The organism is Seramator thermalis, assembly GCF_004138125.1.
Lineage (GTDB): Bacteria > Bacteroidota > Bacteroidia > Bacteroidales > Dysgonomonadaceae > Seramator > Seramator thermalis.
Genome location: NZ_RXHS01000003.1, coordinates 18909 through 42031, shown reverse-complemented (window position 1 = coordinate 42031; position 23123 = coordinate 18909). Strand labels below are relative to the sequence as shown.

Sequence of the window (23123 nt, the reverse complement as noted above, 5' to 3'; positions counted from 1 at the left end):
TATAAATCAATCGTATAACAACATAATTATCTCGAGTTCAATACATTCTAACCAATATAAAAAGATTTGTATGAAAATTCTAATTCTTTGTACCGGAAACAGTTGTCGAAGCCAAATGGCTGAAGGATTTCTGCAATCGTTGGACAATCGAATCACCGTTCGGTCGGCAGGAACGAATGCCACAGGGAAGCTCAATCCCAAAGCCGTAGAAGTGATGAAAGAAGCAGGCATCGACATCAGCCATCATACTTCCAAAAACGTTGATTTGTTCCTCAACGAAGCGTGGGACTACGTAATTACCGTGTGCGGCGGAGCAAAAGAAACCTGTCCGATGTTTACCGGCAGAGTAAACCACCGTGTGCACATTGGTTTTGAAGACCCTAGCGAAGTCGTGGGAACGCCCGAATTTATCGACAGCGAATATCGGCGTATAAGAGATGAGATTAAAACGGCTTTTCAAAAATTTTATGACGAAGAAATAAAACCACAATTATGAAGACCCAACTTAAAACTACAGACAGATATCTGACGTTGTGGATTTTTCTTGCAATGGCGGTAGGCGTTTTTTCCGGATGGTTGTATCCCGAAATCGCCCAATTCTGGAACTCGATGTCGGTCGGGACAACCAACCTTCCCATCGCGATCGGATTGATTTTGATGATGTATCCCCCATTGGCGAAAGTAAAATACGAGAAATTGGGCGAAGTTTTCAAAAATACGAAGATTCTGACTTTATCGCTCGTTCAAAACTGGATCATAGGACCGGTTCTCATGTTTATTCTGGCGGTAATTTTTCTGAGATTGCATCTCGATTACATGTACGGACTTATCCTCATCGGGATTGCCCGTTGCATTGCGATGGTCATCGTATGGAACGATTTGGCACATGGCGACCGACAGTATGCCGCAGGCCTGGTTGCGCTCAATTCTTTGTTTCAAATTTTGTTTTTTTCGGTTTATGCTTATTTCTTTATTGCCGTTCTTCCGGGATGGTTCGGATTGCCTACCAACGACGCCGTATCTAACATAACGATGGGTGAAATTGCCAAAACCGTACTTATATATTTAGGTATTCCCATGCTCGCCGGTTTTTTCACCCGATTCGTTTTTCTGAAAACCAAAGGCGAAAGTTGGTACAATCGAAATGTGCTTCCGAAAATCAGTCCTTTGACACTGATCGCACTGCTCTTCACGATCATCGTCATGTTTTCCCTCAAGGGAGAATACATCGTTAAACTTCCACTCGATGTCGTCAGGATAGCCATCCCTCTTATTCTGTATTTCGTAATCATGTTCGTGGCATCGTTTTTTATGAGCAAAAAGGCCGGCGCAAATTACGAACAATCTACCACGCTGTCTTTTACGGCCGCAAGCAACAATTTTGAGCTTGCCATTGCCGTAGCGATTGCCATTTTCGGCATCAATTCGGGCGAAGCCTTTGCGGCCGTCATTGGTCCTTTGGTTGAAGTTCCCGTAATGATCGGTTTGGTGAACGTCGCTTTCCGCTTCAAAAAGAAATGGTTTTCGGGCGTGAAAAAAAATGATTCTCAGCTTTCAACCAATTCATAATAAACTAATCGGACGTGATTACACTCATGCTCACCGATTCGGAACGTTTGGGCATCATTGTGCACACGGTTTTTCGTGCGAAAAAAATTATAACCTTGCCATTCAAGGGGTGAAGAAAATAGCAGTCATTAGATGTATCCTAAAATCAGTAAATGCTGTTTGTTTGTCGGAAAACGTTTTAAAGACCATTTTTGTCGTTTAAAAATGCCAACTGATCCCGGCGAAATAATGTCTGGGCATGCCCGGATAATAATAACGCGGTTCAGCATCGCCAAAAGCCACAGCATTGACCGTGAGCATAGGCGAATAGTGTATGTCGGCAACATTATTGATACCGGCGAAAAGTTTAAAATCGCCCATTCGATTGGTCTTTATGCGGTAAGACGTTCTCAAATTGGTTAGAAAATAGGCATCATTCTCGAGACTGTTAGCATCATCGATATATTGCGAACCAACATATTGAAATTGAGCATCCAAATTCAAGGGAGCAACAGGTTCCCATCGAAAATCGGCCTGAGCAATATGGGAAGGAATACCCGGAAGTATATTTCCATCGTAGGTTTGACCGTCGTCCGTAAAATCAATAAACTGGTTATGAGAAAAGGTATAGTTGGCATTCAGTTGCAGCTTTCCGGGAAAAGAAGGAAGTTGGAAGATACGTTGTTTGAGCAGAAGTTCCACTCCCGCATGACGGGTCTTGCCGGCATTAATTCCCGTAAAAATATCTTCAGTTAATCGTTTGGTGACGAGAAGATTATTCAGATCGATCAGATAGATGGATGCTTCCAGATGGGTGGCATTTCCAAATAAGTTCCATCGTATTCCCGTTTCATATTGTATCCCCTGTTCCGGTTTCAATGCTTCGTTGATATCCCCTTCGGGCATGAGGGTTTCTTCGGGAGAGGGCATGGAAAATCCCTTCCCAATGGAGAAGTAGAGGGCAAAACGAGAAGAGGGTGCATAATTGATTCCCATCCTTGGAGAAAAAATAGACGGAAAATTCCGCTTCCCGCTCTGATCACCATTGTCGGAGAACTGGTCTGTCAGCTCGTAATGAATTTTATTTACCGCTCCACCCAACGAAATATTCCACAAAGGTGAAGGCCGCCAGTAAATCATCCCTGACAGATTGATATCATCTCGACGTTCGCTGTTTTTGTTGATCAGTTCTCCATCCAGATCCAATTGCCATCGGTAATAGTCTGTAATCCATTCAACACCAAGCAGGGCATCCCAATGCGAAGCATGAAACGTAAGCTTATTGCGAATGCCTCCTCCCGATGTGCCATCGTCAAGGTTGTTAAATGGACGTAACTCATAGCTGTCCGTCCATCTTCCGAATAGGGTTAATCGGTTGTTCCACTGCTCCGCGAAACGATTTGCCAATGTTACTCCGGCAATAGCCCGCTGATACTCCTTGAAACCGTTCACCGCCTTCCAGCTTTCCGCTGCTGCCTTGGGGTTGGTTTCGTAGAGTGTTTTTCCGATGGAACTCGGAATTTGGGCATATATATCCATCAAAAGCAGTGTATATTCTAAAGAAAAATTGGGTTGTCGCCACATCCCGGAAGATAAAAGCGAACTTCGTTTATATTGATTATTTTCACGGAATCCGTCGGATTCCAGATGGGCTAAATTTCCGAAAAGCGTGAAGTTTTCCTGATGATAATTGCCTGCTGCTGCTACTTTCAACGTATTGAAACTCTCAAATTGCAACAACGCGTCCACGCCTTGGTGTGTAGAAACAGGTGTGAAAAGATGAATGTTACCTCCCAGTCCGGAACCATAGAGTGCTGAAGCCGGACCTTTTATCACCTCTATCCGCCCGATACCCGTCAGGTCGATATCTTCCGGCGAGGAAATACCATCGGAAGAGCTAATGGGAATATCGTTCAGATAAGATTTGATGCGATTGGTATTATAGGGAGTGCGGCTGCCCACACCACGAATTACGATGCGGCTCGTGGCATAGGTACCGCTGTGCATGTATATCCCCGGCATGGAATGCAGCGTATTGGCAAAATTATTGCCGTCGGCTTTTTGAATTTCTTCGCCCGAAAGCACGGAAATACTTCCCGGAATTTGGTGCTGCAGAGTGTTAATCTGATAGGCATTTACCATCACTTCATTGAGATGAATGGTTGAATCGACTCCGTTTTCGAAACTCTGCTGAGATTTTATATCCACAGAAAACAGACCGCCGATAATCCAAAGGAGTAGTTTTTGTTTATTCATTTTTCACGTAACTATGGATCGCATGAGAATCAATCATCCTATTTCATACATTCGAAATAATCTTCATAAATAACACCGAATATGCCTTTTGGTTTTCCCTTGAGTTATTCACGTTCCTATGTTTCTTGTCAGATTGTTCTTTGATAAATCTTTCAAAAAACTGCTCGAGTTAAATTGAAAAAGATAGCCTTGATTTTTTTTGCGAGAAAATTTTTGAATTCTCTCATCTATCGTCATGGAGATTTAACATCCAAAGTCATTTAAACTGTGGATTTCAAGTCCAACATGGAAGTTCCTTTAATTTTTTGGCGTTTTCTTTGTGTCCTATAGTCTTAGTGGCTATTTTCTCCTACACGAAGACACAAAAACACAAAGGTCTCTGCACTGCAGCGCTACCTGAGAGCGGCTATCATCTATTTTCATCATCAAATCTCCAATATCCAACTATAGGGTGTTCGGTCGGGAAAAAGAAAAGATTTTTATTCCTCCGTGTGATCAGTAAAAATTATTATGTAAATTTGCCTCTCACAAAATTTCATTGTAAAAATCACATAATGAAAAGAAACAGATTTATTCCGCTTCTATTTTTTTATTTGCTTATCGCAACAAGTTCGAGTATTGCACAAAATCCGGTTTCGTGGAAATTTCTGCTCGAAAATGCCGGTAACGGCGAAGTAAACCTCATAGCCAGAGCCACCATTCAGCAAGGATGGCATTTGTACGACACCAATATTCCCGATGGAGGACCAACGCCTACGTCCATCAGCTTCGATCACATTGCCGGTGCTCAACCGATCGGTAAATTTCATGCCGAAAATGCAACACCGCATGTGGCATACGACGAAGTCTTTCAAATGAAGATCGGAACATTCGATGGAACAGTGCGTTTTGTTCAAAAATTAAAAATTACCGATAAAGCCGCTTTTGCCGTAACGGGAGATGTACGGGCTCAGGCATGCGACGACAAGACCTGTACTCCACCACTGCCGGTAGAGTTTTCGTTCAAATCAAGTGATTTGCCATCAGGCTTAGTCGTGACTGAATCTGAAGATAACACTTCCGAAATCACGTCGATAAACGGAACAGAAAGTCCCGCTGCCGACTCCGTTTCCTCTATATCTTCAACGAATGTAAGCGTGGACAAAGATTTGCTTTGGCAACCGGTAATAGAAGAATTAAAAACCTTCGGTTCGGAAAACGACAATTCCACAGCATCGCTCTGGAGCATTTTCATCAAAGGACTGATTTGGGGATTTGCTGCCTTACTCACTCCGTGCGTTTGGCCAATGATTCCCATCACGGTGAGCTTTTTCCTCAACCGCAACAAGCGAAGTCGCCGCAAGGCAACTCAAGATGCCATTGTTTACGGCATATCCATCATCATCATTTATCTTGCCCTTGGATTGATCATCACCTCGATCTTTGGAGCAAGTGCACTCAACAACATCGCCACCAGCGCCGTATTCAATCTCATTTTCTTTGCACTTCTCATCGTGTTTGCCGCATCTTTTCTGGGAGCTTTCGAATTGTTGCTTCCGGCCTCGTGGACAAACAAAATGGATAGTAAAGTGGACAGTACGACGGGTATGATCAGTATATTTTTCATGGCTTTTACGCTTGCGCTGGTTTCGTTTTCGTGCACCGGTCCTATTATCGGGTGGCTTCTTGTGGATGCGGCAACTCAAGGCAACTATCTGGCTCCCACCATCGGGATGTTCGGATTCGCACTTGCTCTTTCCATTCCGTTTGCGCTGTTTGCCGTTTTTCCGACGTGGCTCAAAAACTTGCCAAAATCCGGAAGCTGGCTCAATTCGGTGAAAGTAGTGCTGGGATTTATCGTACTGGCCTTATCTTTCAAATTTTTGTCGGTAGCCGATCTTTCGAACGGTTGGGGATTACTCAATAGAGATATATTCCTTTCGATCTGGATCGTGATCGCCGTCTTTTTGGGAATGTATTTGCTTGGAAAAATCAAATTGGCACATGACGACGAATTACAGCATGTTTCACTTACCCGCATGTTCCTCTCCATGGCCTCGTTCGCCTTTGCCATCTACATGATTCCCGGCCTTTGGGGTGCTCCGCTCAAACCGATCAGTGCCATTCTTCCTCCGATGGAAACGCAAGATTTCAAACTGAATGATGCTTCGATCACCCAAAAATTCACCGATTACGAAACCGGCATGGCTTATGCAGCACAAACCGGAAAACCGGTGCTGCTCGATTTTGCCGGTCACGGATGCGTGAACTGTCATAAGATGGATGCCGCCGTCCTCACCGATCCACACGTCAAGGAAATTATTGACAACCAATACGTCCTGATCACACTGATGGTGGACGAAAAAGACAAACTTCCGTCCACTCTGGAAGTTGATGAAAATGGCCGCAAAACCAAGCTGAAAACCGTTGGCGACAAATGGAGCTACCTGCAACGACATAAATTCGGTACGCAATCGCAGCCTTATTACGTGATTTTGAACCACGAGGGCAAACCGCTTTCGCCGGGATACGGTTTCAACGATAACGTAGCCGATTTCATCGAATTTCTGGAAAACGGATTGAAGAATTTCAACGACTAAACTAACAAACATCATAGACGCCGCCCTTCCATGCGGCGTCTCTTTTATTTATAGGGAGAAAATGCACAATAAAAAAGAAAAGATGGAGGCTTTCGGTCGATTGCTCGACATCATGGATGAGCTTCGCCTGAAATGCCCGTGGGATCGCGAACAAACCAATGAAAGTCTTCGTGCCAACACGATCGAAGAAACGTACGAATTGGCCGAAGCCATCATCAAAAACGATAACGAAGACATCAAAAAAGAGCTTGGGGATGTGTTACTGCACGTGGTTTTTTATTCGAAGATTGGCGAAGAAAAAGAAGCATTCGATATAGCCGACGTATGCAACACGTTATGCGACAAGCTGATTTTTCGTCATCCACACGTTTTTGGCGATGCACAAGCCGATTCTGCACATTCGGTAGAGAAATCGTGGGAACAAATCAAACTGAAAGAAAAGGGTGGCAACAAAACCGTTCTCGAAGGTGTTCCTTCGTCGTTGCCATCGCTCATCAAAGCGCTGCGAATCCAGGACAAGGCGAGGAATTCCGGATTCGACTGGAATAAACGACATGACGTGTGGGACAAAGTGAAAGAAGAAATCGGCGAGTTGGAAGCGGAAATCGAACAACTGAATCCCGACGAAATGGAAGGCGAATTTGGCGATGTGCTTTTCAGCATCATCAATGCTGCACGTTTATATGGGGTAAATCCCGACAATGCACTCGAGCGCACCAACCAAAAGTTCATTTATCGCTTCAATTACATGGAACAAAAAGTTCGCGAGCAAGGTAAATCGCTCAAGGATATGCCTCTCGACGAAATGGAAGATTTGTGGCAAGAAGCCAAGCAAAATGGTTTTTGAGAGAAGAAACGAAACAAAAATGAAAAATCTCCTCTGTCCCCAATGCAAAATTCGACGGTTTTATCTGTTGAATGCCGCCGGCGAACGACTCGTCGTTACTGTAACCGAAGATAAACAAATCCACCCGATTCACGAGAACGAATCGCTCGATGGATTCGATACTTCACTATTGTATTGTTTGGGTTGTTCATGGAAAGGATCGGTAAACAACCTAACTTAATGACAATCTTTTTCGGGAGATTATTTTCCCAATCTCCAACGAGACAGGATATTTTCACGCTTGTTGAAAATGCCGTTTTGTTTGGTTCGCACATCTTCCACTACATAAAAAATATTCGGGTCGAAATCTGTGAGAATTTTTGCGACTTTTTTCATGTGTTTGCGATCGATCACCGTTTCGATAATATCCACCTTATCAACAGAACCCGTTCCATGCAACAACGTAGCTCCGAAATTCAGTTCATTGAGCTGTTGTATTAAATCATTGCCATTTTTATGCGTATAAACCCTACACACAACAATGCCGTAGGCAATGCGCTGTTCCAAAAGAATCCCCACATAATTACCCGTAGCATAACCGGCAGCATAAGATACATAAGCTACCAGATCATTTGCTCGCGAAAGAATTTGAGAGATAACGACTACCCATATAAACACTTCAAAAAATCCGATTAGCGGAGCTTTGTATTTTTCTCCTTTCGAAACGAAAATGATGCGCATCGTACCGAGCGTTACGTCGCAAATTCGTCCAAAGAAAATCAGTATCGGCAATGCCCAAGGATAAACGTCTAAAAAGTCGAACATAGGATTAGGATAATAATTAGAAGTCAGAAGTTGGAAGTTAAGAAATTAAGATATTCAATGAAATCGTGAATATCTTCGTCTGAGGTATCCCACGAACAAACCAGCCGCATCTCGTTTCGTTCTTCATCCCACGGATAAAAGAAATAGCGTTCGAGCAACCGATCGGTAAGTGGTTTGGGAGCAATGAAAAAAACGGCATTCGCATCCACCGACTGCGTAATTTCTATTTCCCGAATCTTGCGCATTTCGTCGGCCAACTTCTGCGCTGCCTCATTGGAATGAGCGGCATTTTGCAACCAAATTCCTTCTTCGAGATAAGGAATAAATTGAGCCGATACAAAACGCATTTTCGAATAAAGTTGTGTGGTCTGCTTGCGATGATATTTGATGTTTCGAGCCAACTCTTCCCGCATCGGCACGAGCGCTTCGCCGAATAGCAATCCGTTTTTGGTGCCGCCAATCGTAAAGATATCCACCCCGCAATCCACGGTCATCGTTTTCAGCGATACATTGAGCGAGGCGCAGGCATTTGCCATCCGAGTTCCATCGACAAACAAATACATTTCGTATTCGTGAGCCAAATCGGCAAGTGCTCTCACCTCTTCAGGCGTGTACACGGTGCCCATTTCGGTGGTTTGCGAAATGGCAATGACCTTGGGTTGAGAATGATGTTCGAACCCGAATCCATGCAATTGCGTCCTCACCAATTCAGGCGTGAGTTTACCATCGGGTGTCGGAATTTCCTTCAACGGACTGCCGGTGAATTTGACCGGTGCACCACATTCGTCGGTAGCAATGTGTGCCGTGGCGGCACAAATCACAGACTGAAAAGGTTGAAGACAGGCCGACAGCGCCACCACATTTGCTCCAGTTCCGTTGAACACGAAAACCGGATCGATGTCGTTTCTGTCCAACATTTTTCGAATGACGTTTTCGGCACGTCGTGTCCAATCATCGTCGCCATAAGCGATGGCATGATCGACATTGGCTTCTGCAATTGCCGCAAGCATCCTCGGATGAGCTCCGGAGTTGTTGTCGCTTCCAAAACTTCGCATATTCTTCGTTTATATTTCTGATTGTTTTATTGATTTTCCAAATGCAAATTAGCCAGCAAAAATTTCCGAATATCGTCTGTATTTCGGCCTTTGCGTCGGGCATAATCCGAAAGTTGTTCTTCCGATATCTCGCCTACGGCGAAATATTTGGCTTGTGGATGAGCAAAAAACAAACCACTCACCGAGGCGTTGGGATACATCACCCCGTTTTCGGTAAGCGAAATGCCGATTTCTTCGGAATGGAGCATCTCGTGCAAGGCAAAGTTTACCGATTGATCGGGAATGGACGGATAACCGACGGCCGGCCGAATTCCTCGATATTTCACGGCAAACATTTCGGCAACCGTCAAGGATTCATCTGCTGCATAGCCCCAAAATTCCCGACGCACTTTGGCGTGAAGCCACTCGGTTGCCGCTTCGGCAAGGCGGTCGAGCAGCGATTTCATGAGTAAGGCTGCATATTCGTCGCCTTCGTTTTCATATTTCTGCAACTGCGATTCGGCTCCTGCACCCGCCGTTACGGCAAATGCGCCGATATAATCTTTCTTCCCCGACTCGACGGGAGCTATGAAATCGCTCAGACAAAGATACTCGTCTCTTTCGTTTTTTCGTTGCTGACGCAACATCGGAAAAGGTCGATCGGCAATAAAAATGGTGTCGGATTCGCTCTGTGCTTCATAGAAGCCAAAAACGGCATGGATATAAGGAACATCGTTTTCGATGAAAGACCGCAGCATCTCGCGTGCATCGTCATACAATCGGCCAGCCTCCTGTGCTTTGTCTCTCTCGTCGTCTCTGAACGTGGCGAGCCATTGCGAACGACAATTTCCGCACGAATCCACATTCTTCACCGTAGCAAATTTGGCCGACAGATTCCAAGTGTGAAAGAAAAATTTCCAGTCGATGAAAGGTACGATTTCCGAAACCGGAATGTGCCGAAGCACACTTCGCCCCAACTGACGCGGGACGTCAGGCTCGAAACCCGACCAATCCACTTTGAATTTCTTTTGACGGGCTTCTGCCGGCGAAACAAGTTCTGTTCTCTTCTCACGCCCGCTTTCGCGAAGGATTCGATATTCGTTGCGAACATTTTCCACGAAATCGTTTTTGCCTTCAGCATTCAGCAGATTGGCTACCGCTGCCGGACTTTGCGAAGCATCCTTCACATACAACACGGCTCCCTGACTGTATTTCGGCTCGATCTTCAGGGCTGTGTGCAATTTTGATGTCGTGGCTCCTCCGATGAGCAGCGGAATGCTGAATCCGGCTTTCTCCATCTCGGCCGCCACAATGGACATCTCTTCGAGTGACGGAGTGATCAATCCGCTCAAGCCCACAATATCGGGCTGTTCGCGATGCACCGCTTCGATGATTTTCTCGGGAGGCACCATCACACCCAAATCCACAATTTCGTAATTGTTGCAGGCCAGCACAATCGAAACAATATTTTTTCCAATATCGTGCACATCACCTTTCACCGTGGCAAGCAATATTTTTCCGGCTTTCTGCGATCCTCCGCCGGAAGATTTTTCGGCTTCGATGGTCGGTTGCAGGATGGCAACCGCCTTCTTCATCGTGCGTGCAGCCTTCACCACCTGCGGGAGGAACATTTTTCCCGATCCGAACAGATCGCCCACTTTGTTCATGCCTGCCATCAGCGGTTTGTCGATGATATCCACCGCACGGGGATAATTCTTCAATGCTTCGGCAATGTCTTCTTCCAGAAAATCGCCGATTCCTTTCACCAAAGCATAACTCAAACGTTCGTCCACCGGCAGAGAGCGCCATTCGGGCGTTTCGGAATGATTGGTTTCGGAAGGTTGTTCGTTTTTATTCTGCTGGGCATACTCGGTCAGTCGCTCACCTGCATCGGGACGACGATTGAGAACCACATCCTCGATAAGCGTCCTCACATCGTCGGGGATGTCCTCATAAATCACCGATTGTGCCGGATTCACAATACCCATATCCAATCCGGCCTGAATGGCGTGATACAGAAAAACCGAATGCATCGCTTCGCGAATATAATTGTTGCCTCTGAACGAAAAAGAGAGATTGCTCACTCCGCCGCTCACCTTGGCATGGGGCAGATGTGCCTTGATCCAGCGAACCGTGTCGATGAAATCGACCGCATAGTTGTTGTGCTCATCCATGCCGGTGGCAATGGCAAGCACATTCGGATCGAAAATAATATCTTTCGGATCGAATCCGTGTTCTGTTAGCAGTTTGTAGGCACGGCTGCATACCTCGATACGCCGCTCGAAAGTGTCGGCCTGTCCCTTTTCGTCGAAAGCCATCACCACTACGGCTGCACCATATTTCCGAACGAGATCGGCATGACGAAGAAATTCGCTTTCGCCGTTTTTCAGCGAGATGGAATTAACGATGCTTTTGCCCTGTGTACATTTCAATCCGGCTTCAATCACTTCCCATTTCGAAGAATCGATCATCACCGGCACACGTGCCACGTCGGGATCGGATGCCAGCAAGTTGAGAAAATGGGTCATTTCCTGCACGCCATCGAGCAAACCGTCGTCCATATTGATATCGAGTACCTGCGCACCATCTTCCACCTGCTTGCGGGCAATATCGAGTGCCTCATCGTATTTTTTCTCCTGAATGAGCCGCAAAAACTTGCGCGATCCGGCTACATTGCATCGTTCGCCGATATTCAGGAAATTGATGTCGGGCGAAACTTCCAGATCCTCCAACCCCGACAAATGCAGATATGCAGGCGCAGGTGCAGGCCGATGGGGTTTCTTGCCCGCGACTAATCTGACGTATTCGGCAATGTGTGCAGGAGTTGTTCCGCAACAGCCACCTACGATATTCACCAATCCCTCGTCGATGTATTCGTTGATTTGCACCGCCATCCGTTCGGGCGTTTCGTCGTATTCGCCCAACTGATTGGGCAATCCGGCATTGGGATAAGCACTGATGTAGAACGGAGCGATACGCCCCAATTCTTTCACATAGGGTTTCATGTCGGCTGCGCCGAAGGAGCAGTTCAACCCGATAGCCAGCGGCCCGGCATGACTTACCGACGTAACAAAAGCCGAAAGAGTTTGTCCCGAAAGGGTTCTTCCTGCCTTATCGGACAGGGTTACCGAAAGAATGAGGGGAATATCTTTATCGCACATCGCTTCTTTGGCGGCAAAAACAGCCGCTTTGGCATTGAGCGTGTCAAAAATGGTTTCAACCAAAAGCAAATCCACTCCGCCTTCCATCAAGGCTTCGATTTGTTCCCTGTAAGCCGCCTTCAATTCGTCGAAAGTCAATGCCCGATACATCGGATCTTCCACATTGGGACTCATCGAAGTGGTTTTGTTGGTCGGACCGATCGATCCCGCCACAAAGCGGGACTTATCGGGTGTTTTGGCCGTATATTCGTCGGCTGCTTCGCGAGCAAGCCGTGCAGCGGCAAAATTCATCTCGCGCACATACTCCTGCATGTGATAGTCGCTCATCGAAACACGTGTGGCATTAAACGTATTGGTTTCGATGATATCGGCACCTGCTTCGAGGTAGGCGCGATGAATTTCGCCAATGATGTCGGGGCGGGTTAGCGAAAGCAAATCGTTGTTGCCTTTCAGCAAAACCGAAAAGTCTTTGAAGCGCTCGCCCCGATAATCGGCTTCGGTGAGCTTGTAACGCTGAATCATCGTTCCCATAGCTCCATCGAGGATGAGGATGCGCGAGGGTAAGATATCCTGAATGTTCATTTTTCTTTTTCTCTTTAAATTTCAACCGAAGCAAGCGACATTTTTTTTCGCAATTCGAGGTAGCCTTTTCTAATCCATACCACCGCCCATGCGGCCGTGAGTCTGACGGCCAAAATCCACCACAGAGAAACACCCAGCGCAACAAACAAAAGATTGTCCTCGATGATGGAATGCGAAACGGCCAAGTGATAGTTCAACAAACCTGCGTCGGATTTTGTTACTTTTCCCTCACTCATCTGATCGAGCATCATGGCGCCACCGTAAGAAAGTCCGACGATATAGCCGATCAACCAAAGAAAAGCTGTTTCGACGGGCAAGCCGAAAAATTTGAGAATCGGCTCTATTCCTTTGCTCAACTTGTCGATGAGATGATATTTTGCCATGATGCCATAGAGCACGTTGAGCGAAGTAACAATTACGATGATGAGCAACGAAATCTGAAGCGAACTCTTCAACCAAATCAACAAAACTTCGGCCACAGAATTAAGCACAACGGCGTCGGTGCGGGCAAATACGGGCATGCCCATTTGTTGTGGCAAAATCAGGTTGAGTATAACCCCGACGATGATGCTCATCACTACGCGTAGCGCAACCATCGACCAAAACGATGTGCCCGTTTTGCCCTGAATGGCACATTCTACCGGCAAGTTATGCGATATTTGGCACATCAGCGCCAAAATGGTCAATTCGCGCAGCGTGATGGACATGGAAGTGATGATGGCCAGCGGCGCATAAAGCGGCAGAAAAACGCTTGTGATGAAAACAATTGCCGTGCTTCCGGGCAGTCCCAAGTGCATGAAAACCGGATTGAGCCATCCGGCTAAAACGGCCAGCACACCAAAATAATCCAAAAACCGCACGATCAACGATATCGGGAGAATGATTTTGAGCAGCCATACCAGCATGCGTCCCGATTTTTGAAGGCTTGGCAGCAAAATATATCTATAGAAACTCATAAATCGACAATTCCCTCTCTTCTGAAACTACTTCTTGAATGCCCTGTCCATCGCCCGCTTGTCTTCCTTCTCGCGAATGGACTGTCGCTTGTCGTATTGTTTTTTTCCTCTTGCCAACGCAATGTTGAGTTTGGCCAGCCCTTTTTCATTTATGAATAGTTTGGTGGGAACGATGGTGTATCCGGGCTCTTTGGTTGCCCGCATCAATTTTCGCAATTCGCTTTTATTGAGCAGCAATTTCCGGTCACGACGCGGATTGTGATTGTTGTAGGTGCCATAAAAATATTCGGCAATATACATATTCCGTACCCAAAGTTCTCCGTTTTCGAACAAGCAATAACTGTCCACCAAACTCGCCTTTCCCAATCGCACCGACTTGATTTCGGTTCCGGTCAGGACGATGCCGGCGGTATAGGTTTCCACCAGTTCGAAGTCGAACGTGGCACGTTTGTTTCTGATATTTACGGGATTTTGTTTCATTTATCTGATCAATAAACCGAGAATTCCATAGATTGACAACGGAGCAAGTATAAGAAGTGAAGAAGCCGTCACTGTAAAATTCATCGTACTGCCATCGGGAATATCCCAAAAAGCATCTGCTCCGGCAAATACGATATAAACCGTATAAAACACAAGCAACCGGGCGATCACAAATTCGGGGGCGAAAGCCAGTATCACGAACAACAAATACACGACAATCGACGCATAACCCGCAAACCGTTGCCAGTCGAGTAAACTTTTTACCAGATTTAACCGCGGAGCCAATTCGTTCAACACATATGCCGAAAGATAGAATCCGCCAAAAACCGTCACCGTGTTCACGATCGTTTGCTTTAATGCCGATTGCAAACTACCATCGGGTACAAACCACAACCCGCCGACAAATGAAGCGAGTGCAACGACACCAAAAACGGGATACAAAAATCCGTTCAGAAACTCCTGATGGTTTTCCTCCCGCCCGGCTATCGATTGCCATGCAGCTTTTGGCGAAACGATCAATCGAAAAACGGTTCGGATAATTGTTTTATACATTGCAATCTCGATTTGGACTGCAAAGATAATGATTTCTCGTCTAACTTTTACATACAGAGGTTTTAAATGATGAATGAAAGCCATGCGATGAAAATTTGCTACTTTTGTAACCGAACAAAATGCGTGAAACGATGAAGAAACATATCCCCAATGCCATCACCATGATGAACCTCTTTTCGGGGTGCGTTGCCGTTGCAATGGCTTTTTCCGGCAATTTCGGTGCCGTTGTTGTGTGGGTGTTGATGGCAGCGGTATTCGATTTTTTCGACGGCTTTGCCGCACGACTATTGGGCGTTTCGTCCAAGATGGGTGTCGAGCTCGATTCGCTGGCCGACGTGGTCAGCTTCGGGGTAGCACCTGCGACTGCCGTTTTCATACTGCTTCGCGATTTTTCGGCCTATCCCGATTTTCTGCTGCCCATGTCAACCATCCTGCCTTATACGGCGTTTCTGCTTCCCGTATTTTCGGCTTTGCGACTGGCCAAATTCAATCTCGACGACCGGCAGACCTCATCGTTCTTGGGATTACCCACGCCGGCCGACGCCCTTTTCTGGATCAGTTACTGCTATGGCGTGCAATATCTTTCCCCGCTCAACGAAAAAATCTGCTATTCGACGCTCGGCTTCATTGTCATTTTCTCGCTACTTATGGTTTCCGAAATACCGATGTTTTCACTCAAAATCAAAAAAATTCAATTCGCGGGCAACGAAAAGCAGGCACTACTCGTGGTTTCGATGATTGCTTTTGTGGCACTTTGGGGAATTATAGGTGTTGCATGGGGCATTTTGTTTTATATCGCTCTTTCTATTTTCGGAAATTCTTTCGGTAAAACAAAGCGTTAATTTTTTTAAAAGTGATTGATTCATATCGCCTATTATCGTAACTTTACATCACATTAAAGCAATTACTTACTTATGGGTTTATTCAGATTTATACTGTTTTTTCTTGCATTCTTTCTCCTTTTTCGATTCCTGGGTATTTTCTTTCGCATCAAATCAAGTGGGAGGAAACAACGAAACTACACCCGGCAACAATCGGCTCAACAACCAAATCCTCAACCCGAATCGCAGGAAGATCGCATCCTCGAATATCAAAAAAAGAACTTTGAAGCCACCGACGTCGAAGATGCCGACTTCGAAGAACTTAAAAATTAGCACACTTTCCCCAACAACAGCTTTTGCATCATCGATTCAACCGAAAACATTCTTTATTATGCGAAATCGATAATTGCTAAAGTCAAACAATTAAAGGCAGTTAGAAAAACGAAAAACGTTCAAAACAAGGTTTTGGACGTTTTTTTATGGTGTGCCGTGCATGGTACTCAGCTTGGTGGTGAAAGTCCAATATGGGGGGGGTAATCGCCAACCATTAGCCGAAGACAAGGCTTCGGCCGTGAGCTCAGCCGAACGGGTGTCCGTCGTGAAGCAGAATCTGTTGGAATAGAAAACCTAACAGGTCTCGGAGACCTGTTAGGTTTTGGGTTTTGGAGATTTTATTCGGTTTTATTCCATCGGTGTAATCATACTTTCGATAAAGGCTATTCCTTTATCCGTCAGACCGTATTTGGCATCGAGTTTGAGGTTGTATGCTATCACGCCTACACCCACATAATTCTCAAAATTTCTATAGCCTCTGTCCTTACATCTGTTGAGTCCACGGTGCTCTGCTTCGTTAATGTCGGATTCAACAGCACTGTGTGCGTAATGTAATTTTTTTAAAACCGGCGATAATTCAATTTCTTTTTCCCCTGCCGATAGTTTGCCTTTTTTTGGAATGGCTGCCAATTGTATAAACCGGGCAATAAGGTCTCCGTATTTTTTTTTTAAAATTGACTATGCAGGAGGCAAGGGATTATTTGTTACAAATTCATTTAACTGCTCGCCACACGACGCAATCGTGCAGCAGCATTGGACTCAAAACGTACAATTATTGTTCGCCGAAAAAATACATCTCGAGAAAAAACTTTATCATAATGCATTATAACAAAAACTTTTAAACGAATATGATTGTTTATCATAGACATTGGAGTTCTTTAAAAGAATTTATAGTGTTAAATAACTCGGATCTTGGAACAACGTATATAGAATTATGTACATTTGTCGTGTCTTTCGAATCAGAAAGATCCGTTAAGCAAGAAGACGGCTGTATTGAGTGTATGAAAGTGAGTGTATAATAAAGTGTATGAATGATCGACGTGAGAGTCTCTTTTATGAATGCATGCATTCGTTATGAAAAAATATACAGCATTTGGAATCCAATCGTAATAAAAGAGAAGTAAAGCAAGTTTCGAAGATTTTATATAAAAAAAGAATTGAGGGGCTACAATCCATAAAAAAAGCCCCGATAATAGGCATACGGGGCTTTTCCACTACGGATTAAAAGCTAACGTCATGCGTCAGGCAGTCGCGGAAGTTTTAGCAGACGTCGCGACTGCTTCCTTTTTCTGTATTTCGTTCTCTTTTAATTTCAACGCCTCGGCATTATTGCTCTGACGGGTTACACGTGCCTTCGCTAACGATTGATAGGGTAAAATCCATTCGGTCAATTCGTTCATCAAAGGCCGATAATCTATCGCAGGATTTTCGAGCATAGCCAATTCAATTCTGTTGAACAAATTTTCTATTGCTTCCCGAACCGATCGCTTGATTTCGGGAGTCCTCATTTTCGGACGTTCCGCCAACGAAGTTACCCGATCTTTCAGCAACTGATCCATCTCATCCTGAATAGCTTTCAACTCACCGACATACACGCCAAATCCCAAAACGGTCAACGCTTCGTTCAATGCCGTGTCGGCACTAATACCCGAAAGAAACTGATGAATGCGTTCGGCATACTCCTTTTGATTTGCCTTTTTCAGACCGTCGAAATGGCGATGCACAAAAGGTGCCACCAAATCCAACTGCATCTTTGTGGAACCGATGGAAGCGGTCTGCACAGAGGAGAGATGATCGACGATTGCCGATACAATCTTATCCCGGTCATTTCGCCTGACCCCGATTTTTTCCGTCAAAGGATGTTTGCCGTAAGCAACAACCAGTTCTTCTACTTCGGCTTGCTTTGCCAATAATTGGTTAGCAATACCCTCAATTTTAAGGGCTTCCAAATCATATTTTCCTACGATTCGAATAACGCCCTTAGCATAATCTGCAAACTCCAATTTGCGTAATTTATTAAAATTTAAATCAATCATACAATTTATTTTATTATTACTTAATATTTAATCGATTACGTCCTACGATTTGCTGCGGGCTTACCAACACCAATGGCTTAGCCTATGTCACCAATATGTAAATAAAACCGGCAACGCCTCTGCGTAACCTTTTGTATTCACCAATAAAAAATTATTGATCAATACGATGCAAGTTTAATGCTTTTTTCTGAATTGACCAAAAAAACAAACATTTTTTTCCATAAATGTTGATAAGTTTTCGTTTTTAATTTCTATTTTATTCATATTCAATAATATACAATTATATAAATCGGGAATAATTTTCAAAAAATAAATTATTCTAATAAGATTCGGTTGATTGAATTCGACGTTTTGTGAAACCTAACCGATTTTCAAAAACCGGTTAGGCGTTTTTCGTTAAGTTGTATTTACTCGAAAAAACATAGTTAATTACTGAAAATAACCATCAATATTTATTTAATATTACATTCTTTTCAATTCGTAAATATGTTCACATTAGTTTACATTTAGATACAGTCGTTAAGTTGAAACGGCCGTTTTATATCACTTTTTACACTTTCTAACGCGACGAGTAGGTTTTGACCGGAGATAAAGGTCACTCCTCATTTTGCGGACCGACCTTTGACCACGAACAAAATGTACTTTCCGAAATGACGAACGGCATTTGACCGCTGATAAAGGTCACTTTTCACCTTGAGGTACGACCTTTTACCCTCTTTGTCGTTCACTTCGTTAACAAATTATGGGATATTTCTCCATTTTTGATAACTATTTTTAAGGTGGAGTGGCTTTTGACCGCGGTCAAAAGCCGTTCCTCGCGGCGACGAGTGAGTTTTGTCTGCGAACAAAGGTCGTTGCTTTTAACGCCGAATAACCTTTTTCGGGTGACAAAGGTCGTTCCTCATTTTGCGGAGTGAGCTGTTTCGATAGTAAAAGGTCGTTCCGCGCAATGCGGAGTGGCAAAACGGTAAAAACAGGTCACTCCGCATCCTGCGGAAGGGGTGTTTTACCGATAAAAAGTCGTTCCTCAGCGTGGAAAGTAGGTTTTGTCTGTGCACAAAAGCCGTTCCTCGTGATAACAAGTCGTAATTTTCGGCGGAAAATTATCGTTCCTTTAACAGTCCGGTAACCTTTTCGAATAGCGATTGGTCGTTCCGCAAAAGGGAGACCATATAATGCAGCGGCGAAATGGTCGTTCGGCACGAAGAGGAGCAGGAAAATAGACAAAACACCAGAAGCATAAAAAGTTTTCCGACAAGAAGTTGGTTCTCAAACGATCAAATTCTTCCTGTTCGTTTGACTTCAATAAATGCAATGCCGACAAAATCCAAAAACAGAACGTGCATCGTTTGAAAATTATTTTCGACATATTTTTGTACATTTGCAAAATACCTTCAAAAAATACAAAAGAAATGATTTTAGACAACGAAAATAGTAACCTCAAAGTCCACGAATGGATAACAAAATATACCGAAAACGGCACTTTTGATGTGGTTACCGGGTATTTTACCATCGGAGCACTCGCCTACCTTTCACGCAACATCAACGAAAAGATTCATCGCTTCAGAATGGTATTGGGCGATATCGTCAACAAAGATGCTGTTGAAAACAAACCACTCGATTTACTTAATGAAAATATCACGATCGAAGCAGCTTTCAAACTAAATGGTGTGGCACAGGAAGCCGTTAACTTTCTGAGACAGGAGAAAGTGATGGCAAAAACCCTTGAACCCAATTTTTGTCACGCCAAGTGTTATCTTTTCAATCCCTCGGAAGATGACGATCGCGACAAATATTTCATTTCGGGAAGTTCCAACCTGACAGAAGCAGGAATCGGTTTAAAATTAACCAGCAATGCCGAACTCAACATTGCCGAAACAGGTAACAACAATCAGTACAAAGAATTGGCCGACTGGTTCGAAAGTTTGTGGAATAAACCACAGGCACATCTCGAAAAAACATTGATCGATGTCAACGGCAAGCAAACAAAGATCAACTTCAAAGACTACCTGATTGGCGAAATCGAACGTATTTTCATCAAATACACGCCGAAAGACATTTACTATAAAATTCTGTTTGAACTTTTTGGGGATCAAATCATCGACGATCTCTCCAATCCCGAATTTAACCGCAAAATAGGCCGTCTCGAAAACAGTGTCATTTACAATTCGCTGTATGAGTTTCAGAAAAAAGGGGTTTTGAGTCTCATCAAAATGCTTCAAAAGTATAATGGAGCTATTCTTGCCGACGCCGTAGGGCTCGGCAAAACTTGGAGTGCTCTGGCCGTCATCAAATATTTTCAGCTGGAAGGACGAGAAGTAATGGTACTTTGCCCTAAAAAGCTGGAATACAATTGGCGTCAATACCAAAAAAATCAGGATTCACGATTCGAAAAGGATAAGTTCGATTATTTTATCCGTTTTCATACCGATTTGTGCGAAGACCGACTGGAAAAATACACCGATCGTGCCGATAAATTTTTCACGAACGACCAACCCAAATTGATTGTCATCGACGAAAGCCACAACTTAAGAAATGACAAATCGAACCGTTACCGTTTTTTGATGGAGCAAATTTTGAAGAAAAATGAGGATATCAAAGTACTCTTGCTATCGGCTACACCCATCAACAATTCGCTCATCGATATCCGAAATCAATTTAAGCTGCTGATAAAAGGGAATGTTGCCGGATTTGATGAAACGCTCGGCGTTCGCAACATCGACTATTCCTTCCGCACGGCTCAAAAGGTTTTCAACGAATGGAGAAAAGAGAGCGATCCGACTATCGGTGAATTTGTGAAAAAATTACCTTCCGGATTTTTCACCCTTACCGATGCACTTACCGTGGCACGCACTCGAAAAATGATTGCCTCCTATGAACACGTGTTGTCATTCCCCAAGAAAGGAAAACCTATCAATCATTTTGTTACTCCGGACAAAATCGGCAATTTCGATACATTCGAAGAATTGTTCGAACATTTTCCCCCTTACCTTTCCGGTTATCAGCCTGCTTTTTATGCCGAAACAAAAGAAATGCGAAAAAAACGAGAAAAAGCACTGATTGAAGGGGAAAATATCGTACCTGTATTGGAGGACGAAGTATTACGTCAACATTTTTTGGTGAAAATGATGTATATCCTCATGGTTAAACGCTTGGAATCGTCATGGTCATCGTTTTCGAAAACGGTGGACAACATTCGGAATCATCATCAACATGCACTCGACAAAATAAAAGCCTACGAAGAAAACAAAACCAATGCAGTAATCGATGCCGATTTCGACGATATCATAACCGAAGAAGAAGAGGAAAGTGAACAAATAGAATTTTCGCTGGGGAAGAAAAATCCTGTTAATCTGCATGATATCGATCAGGCCGGAAATCTTAATGCATACAAGAAAGATTTGAAAAAAGACCTCGAAGCATTAGATCTGCTCCAAACCAATCTATCGAAATTCGCTACGACTATTGAAAAAGAGACAACCATCCCCGACAATCATCATTCTGCAGATATCAAACTCGAAACGCTTATCGCCGATATTCAGAAGAAAAGGACCTCGGGAAACAATCACAACAATCAGAAAGTAATCATTTTTACGGTATATCGAGATACGGCCGATTATCTGTTCACGCAACTGAAGTCGAGGGGATTCAAACGTCTGGCAATGGTTTCCGGCAGCGGCTCCCGCACCTCTGACAGCGATGTGGAATATAAAAATTTCGAACCGATTCTTGAACGTTTTGCTCCCTACACAAAATTATATAAGGAAAAAGAATGGGATTTGGACACAAAGGAAAACTCCTATGAACAATGGATAGAATGGATTTCGGAGAAACATCCGAAAACATATGAAAAAATTAAACATCCGATTGATATTCTGATTGCTACTGACACGCTGAGCGAAGGACAAAACCTGCAGGATGCCGATATGGTAATCAATTACGATATCCATTGGAATCCGGTACGTATTGTCCAACGCATGGGACGTATCGATCGATTGGGCTCGCCTAACGAAACAATCTATGGCGTAAACTTCTGGCCTTCGGACAACATCAATAATTATCTCGACTTGCAAGGACGTATCGAACAACGTATGGCCGCCATGACATTGGCAGGGTCGGAAGTGGATATCGAATTTTCCGATTCGTTCAGACATATTGCCGAAGACGAAAATCTCGAAAGCAGAATGAATGCCCGCATGCTGCAGCAGATGCAAACTACCTGGGAGGATATCGAAGTGAACGATCATACGCTGGGATTCGACGATCTCTCGCTCGAGCAGTTCCGTCAGGATTTACTCGAGGAATTTTCGAAAAATATGGAAAAATTCCGTCGTATGCCTCAGGCTGTTTATTCCGGATTCCGCTCGACCAATGCCATTTGCAGCGAGGACGGCATCATCGCGCTTCTCGGTTATCCGGCCAAATCAAAAAATCATTCCAATCCGAATTATAAGTTGTTCGAGTTGATTTATATCGATTACAATGGTCGACTGGTATTGCTCAATCAGCGAGAAGTGCTCAATGCGCTCACCCTGCATAAGGATTGCGACAGATATGTTCCGGCAGACATCGATCGGGGCAACGAAGAGGCCATTCAGCAGCTCGTCAAAGCAATGAAGGGGTATATGGAAAGTCAGGCACACGAAGTAGAAATCCTTAACGACGGGACATCGAAAAAAACAATCGGTAAGGAGGTGAAGGACTTGCTTGCCAAACTGAAACGGGGAGATAAACCGGCAGTTGAACGCATGAAGGAAAATATTTCGGTTGATGAAAAATATCAAATCGACAATTTCGATTTAATTACGTGGTTGTTGGTCACAAAATCGTAATTTTTTTATTTCTGTGGCTACAAAGATTACGGTGCTACGCACCTAAATCAATGTGTAATTATGCCGATGCGAACAATGTGCAAATGTTCCGATACACAAAAATGCCAATACGAATGATGCGCAAATGACCATCAACATTTTAGCTGCGTAGCAGCGACAATATTTGTAGAAGAAACAAAAAAACAAACACAAGGTGCAGCGCACCGAAACAAAGAATTGAAATAAAAAACGAAGGCCATTTCACGCAGATTGACGCAGATAACAATGTCGCAGATATACGCAGATAATCAGCAAGAAAAATT

17 protein-coding genes are annotated in these 23123 nt (G+C 44.1%); 8 read left to right on the top strand and 9 right to left on the bottom strand.

Going from position 1 to position 23123, the window contains the following annotated elements:
- Nucleotides 1-70 precede the first annotated feature (70 nt).
- The gene (locus tag EJN84_RS03935; RefSeq protein ID WP_101487544.1) at nucleotides 71-496 is read left to right on the top strand and encodes an arsenate reductase ArsC; all 426 of its coding nucleotides are present in this window, start codon (nucleotides 71-73) and stop codon (nucleotides 494-496) included.
- Entirely contained in the window at nucleotides 493-1569 is a 1077-nt protein-coding gene (gene arsB, locus EJN84_RS03930; RefSeq protein WP_129594216.1) for an ACR3 family arsenite efflux transporter, read from the top strand. The genes EJN84_RS03935 and arsB overlap by 4 nt, the downstream gene beginning before the upstream one ends.
- Before the next feature lie 198 nt (nucleotides 1570-1767).
- On the opposite strand, the gene EJN84_RS03925 is transcribed toward arsB, so the two are convergent.
- Nucleotides 1768-3804, bottom strand: a complete 2037-nt coding sequence (locus tag EJN84_RS03925) for a TonB-dependent receptor (protein ID WP_129594215.1) — start codon at nucleotides 3802-3804, stop codon at nucleotides 1768-1770.
- A 554-nt stretch (nucleotides 3805-4358) separates the two neighbouring features.
- Here EJN84_RS03925 and EJN84_RS03920 point away from each other — a divergent pair.
- The 3 genes from EJN84_RS03920 to EJN84_RS03910 all read left to right on the top strand — a co-directional run bounded on the left by EJN84_RS03920 (nucleotide 4359) and on the right by EJN84_RS03910 (nucleotide 7450).
- A complete protein-coding gene (locus EJN84_RS03920) occupies nucleotides 4359-6383 on the top strand; it encodes a protein-disulfide reductase DsbD family protein (RefSeq protein ID WP_129594214.1) in 2025 nt (674 codons plus the stop codon).
- A 61-nt stretch (nucleotides 6384-6444) separates the two neighbouring features.
- Nucleotides 6445-7230, top strand: a complete 786-nt coding sequence (gene mazG, locus EJN84_RS03915) for a nucleoside triphosphate pyrophosphohydrolase (RefSeq protein WP_129594213.1) — start codon at nucleotides 6445-6447, stop codon at nucleotides 7228-7230.
- 19 nt (nucleotides 7231-7249) lie between these two features.
- Nucleotides 7250-7450 carry a hypothetical protein gene (locus tag EJN84_RS03910; RefSeq protein ID WP_129594212.1) on the top strand — a complete coding sequence of 67 codons (201 nt, stop codon included), beginning with the start codon at nucleotides 7250-7252 and terminating at the stop codon, nucleotides 7448-7450.
- Nucleotides 7451-7470: 20 nt separating this feature from the next.
- On the opposite strand, the gene EJN84_RS03905 is transcribed toward EJN84_RS03910, so the two are convergent.
- Genes EJN84_RS03905 through EJN84_RS03880 form a run of 6 tightly spaced genes read right to left on the bottom strand, consistent with a single transcriptional unit; the run spans nucleotide 7471 to nucleotide 14799 of the window.
- Nucleotides 7471-8034, bottom strand: coding sequence for a DUF2179 domain-containing protein (locus tag EJN84_RS03905; RefSeq protein WP_129594211.1), 564 nt, complete (start codon nucleotides 8032-8034; stop codon nucleotides 7471-7473).
- Nucleotides 8035-8057: 23 nt separating this feature from the next.
- Entirely contained in the window at nucleotides 8058-9089 is a 1032-nt protein-coding gene (locus EJN84_RS03900; RefSeq protein WP_129594210.1) for a threonine aldolase family protein, read from the bottom strand.
- Nucleotides 9090-9115: 26 nt separating this feature from the next.
- On the bottom strand, nucleotides 9116-12811 hold the full coding sequence (metH, locus tag EJN84_RS03895; protein WP_129594209.1) for a methionine synthase: 3696 nt from the start codon (nucleotides 12809-12811) through the stop codon (nucleotides 9116-9118).
- 14 nt (nucleotides 12812-12825) lie between these two features.
- Complete coding sequence (locus tag EJN84_RS03890; protein ID WP_129594208.1) at nucleotides 12826-13767, bottom strand: nucleoside recognition domain-containing protein; 942 nt, start codon at nucleotides 13765-13767, stop codon at nucleotides 12826-12828.
- Between the two features lie 27 nt (nucleotides 13768-13794).
- Nucleotides 13795-14247 carry an SsrA-binding protein SmpB gene (smpB, locus tag EJN84_RS03885; RefSeq protein WP_101487553.1) on the bottom strand — a complete coding sequence of 151 codons (453 nt, stop codon included), beginning with the start codon at nucleotides 14245-14247 and terminating at the stop codon, nucleotides 13795-13797.
- Nucleotides 14248-14799, bottom strand: coding sequence for a DUF1282 family protein (locus EJN84_RS03880; RefSeq protein ID WP_165004064.1), 552 nt, complete (start codon nucleotides 14797-14799; stop codon nucleotides 14248-14250).
- A gap of 131 nt (nucleotides 14800-14930) precedes the next feature.
- Between EJN84_RS03880 and pssA the strand changes: the two genes are divergently transcribed.
- Nucleotides 14931-15641: a CDP-diacylglycerol--serine O-phosphatidyltransferase gene (pssA, locus tag EJN84_RS03875; protein WP_129594206.1), complete on the top strand. Its 711-nt coding sequence runs from the start codon at nucleotides 14931-14933 to the stop codon at nucleotides 15639-15641.
- 72 nt (nucleotides 15642-15713) lie between these two features.
- Nucleotides 15714-15953 (top strand): hypothetical protein, encoded by a 240-nt coding sequence (locus EJN84_RS03870; protein WP_101487555.1) that lies wholly within the window; start codon nucleotides 15714-15716, stop codon nucleotides 15951-15953.
- A gap of 348 nt (nucleotides 15954-16301) precedes the next feature.
- Here EJN84_RS03870 and EJN84_RS03865 read toward each other — a convergent pair whose 3' ends face one another.
- Together EJN84_RS03865 and EJN84_RS03860 are read right to left on the bottom strand one after the other, a co-directional pair.
- On the bottom strand, nucleotides 16302-16583 hold the full coding sequence (locus EJN84_RS03865) for a hypothetical protein (protein WP_129594205.1): 282 nt from the start codon (nucleotides 16581-16583) through the stop codon (nucleotides 16302-16304).
- A gap of 611 nt (nucleotides 16584-17194) precedes the next feature.
- On the bottom strand, nucleotides 17195-17989 hold the full coding sequence (locus EJN84_RS03860; RefSeq protein ID WP_129594204.1) for a DUF6261 family protein: 795 nt from the start codon (nucleotides 17987-17989) through the stop codon (nucleotides 17195-17197).
- Nucleotides 17990-19401: 1412 nt separating this feature from the next.
- On the opposite strand from EJN84_RS03860, the gene EJN84_RS03855 reads away from it, so the two are divergent.
- Complete coding sequence (locus EJN84_RS03855) at nucleotides 19402-22821, top strand: helicase-related protein (protein ID WP_129594203.1); 3420 nt, start codon at nucleotides 19402-19404, stop codon at nucleotides 22819-22821.
- Nucleotides 22822-23123 lie beyond the last annotated feature (302 nt).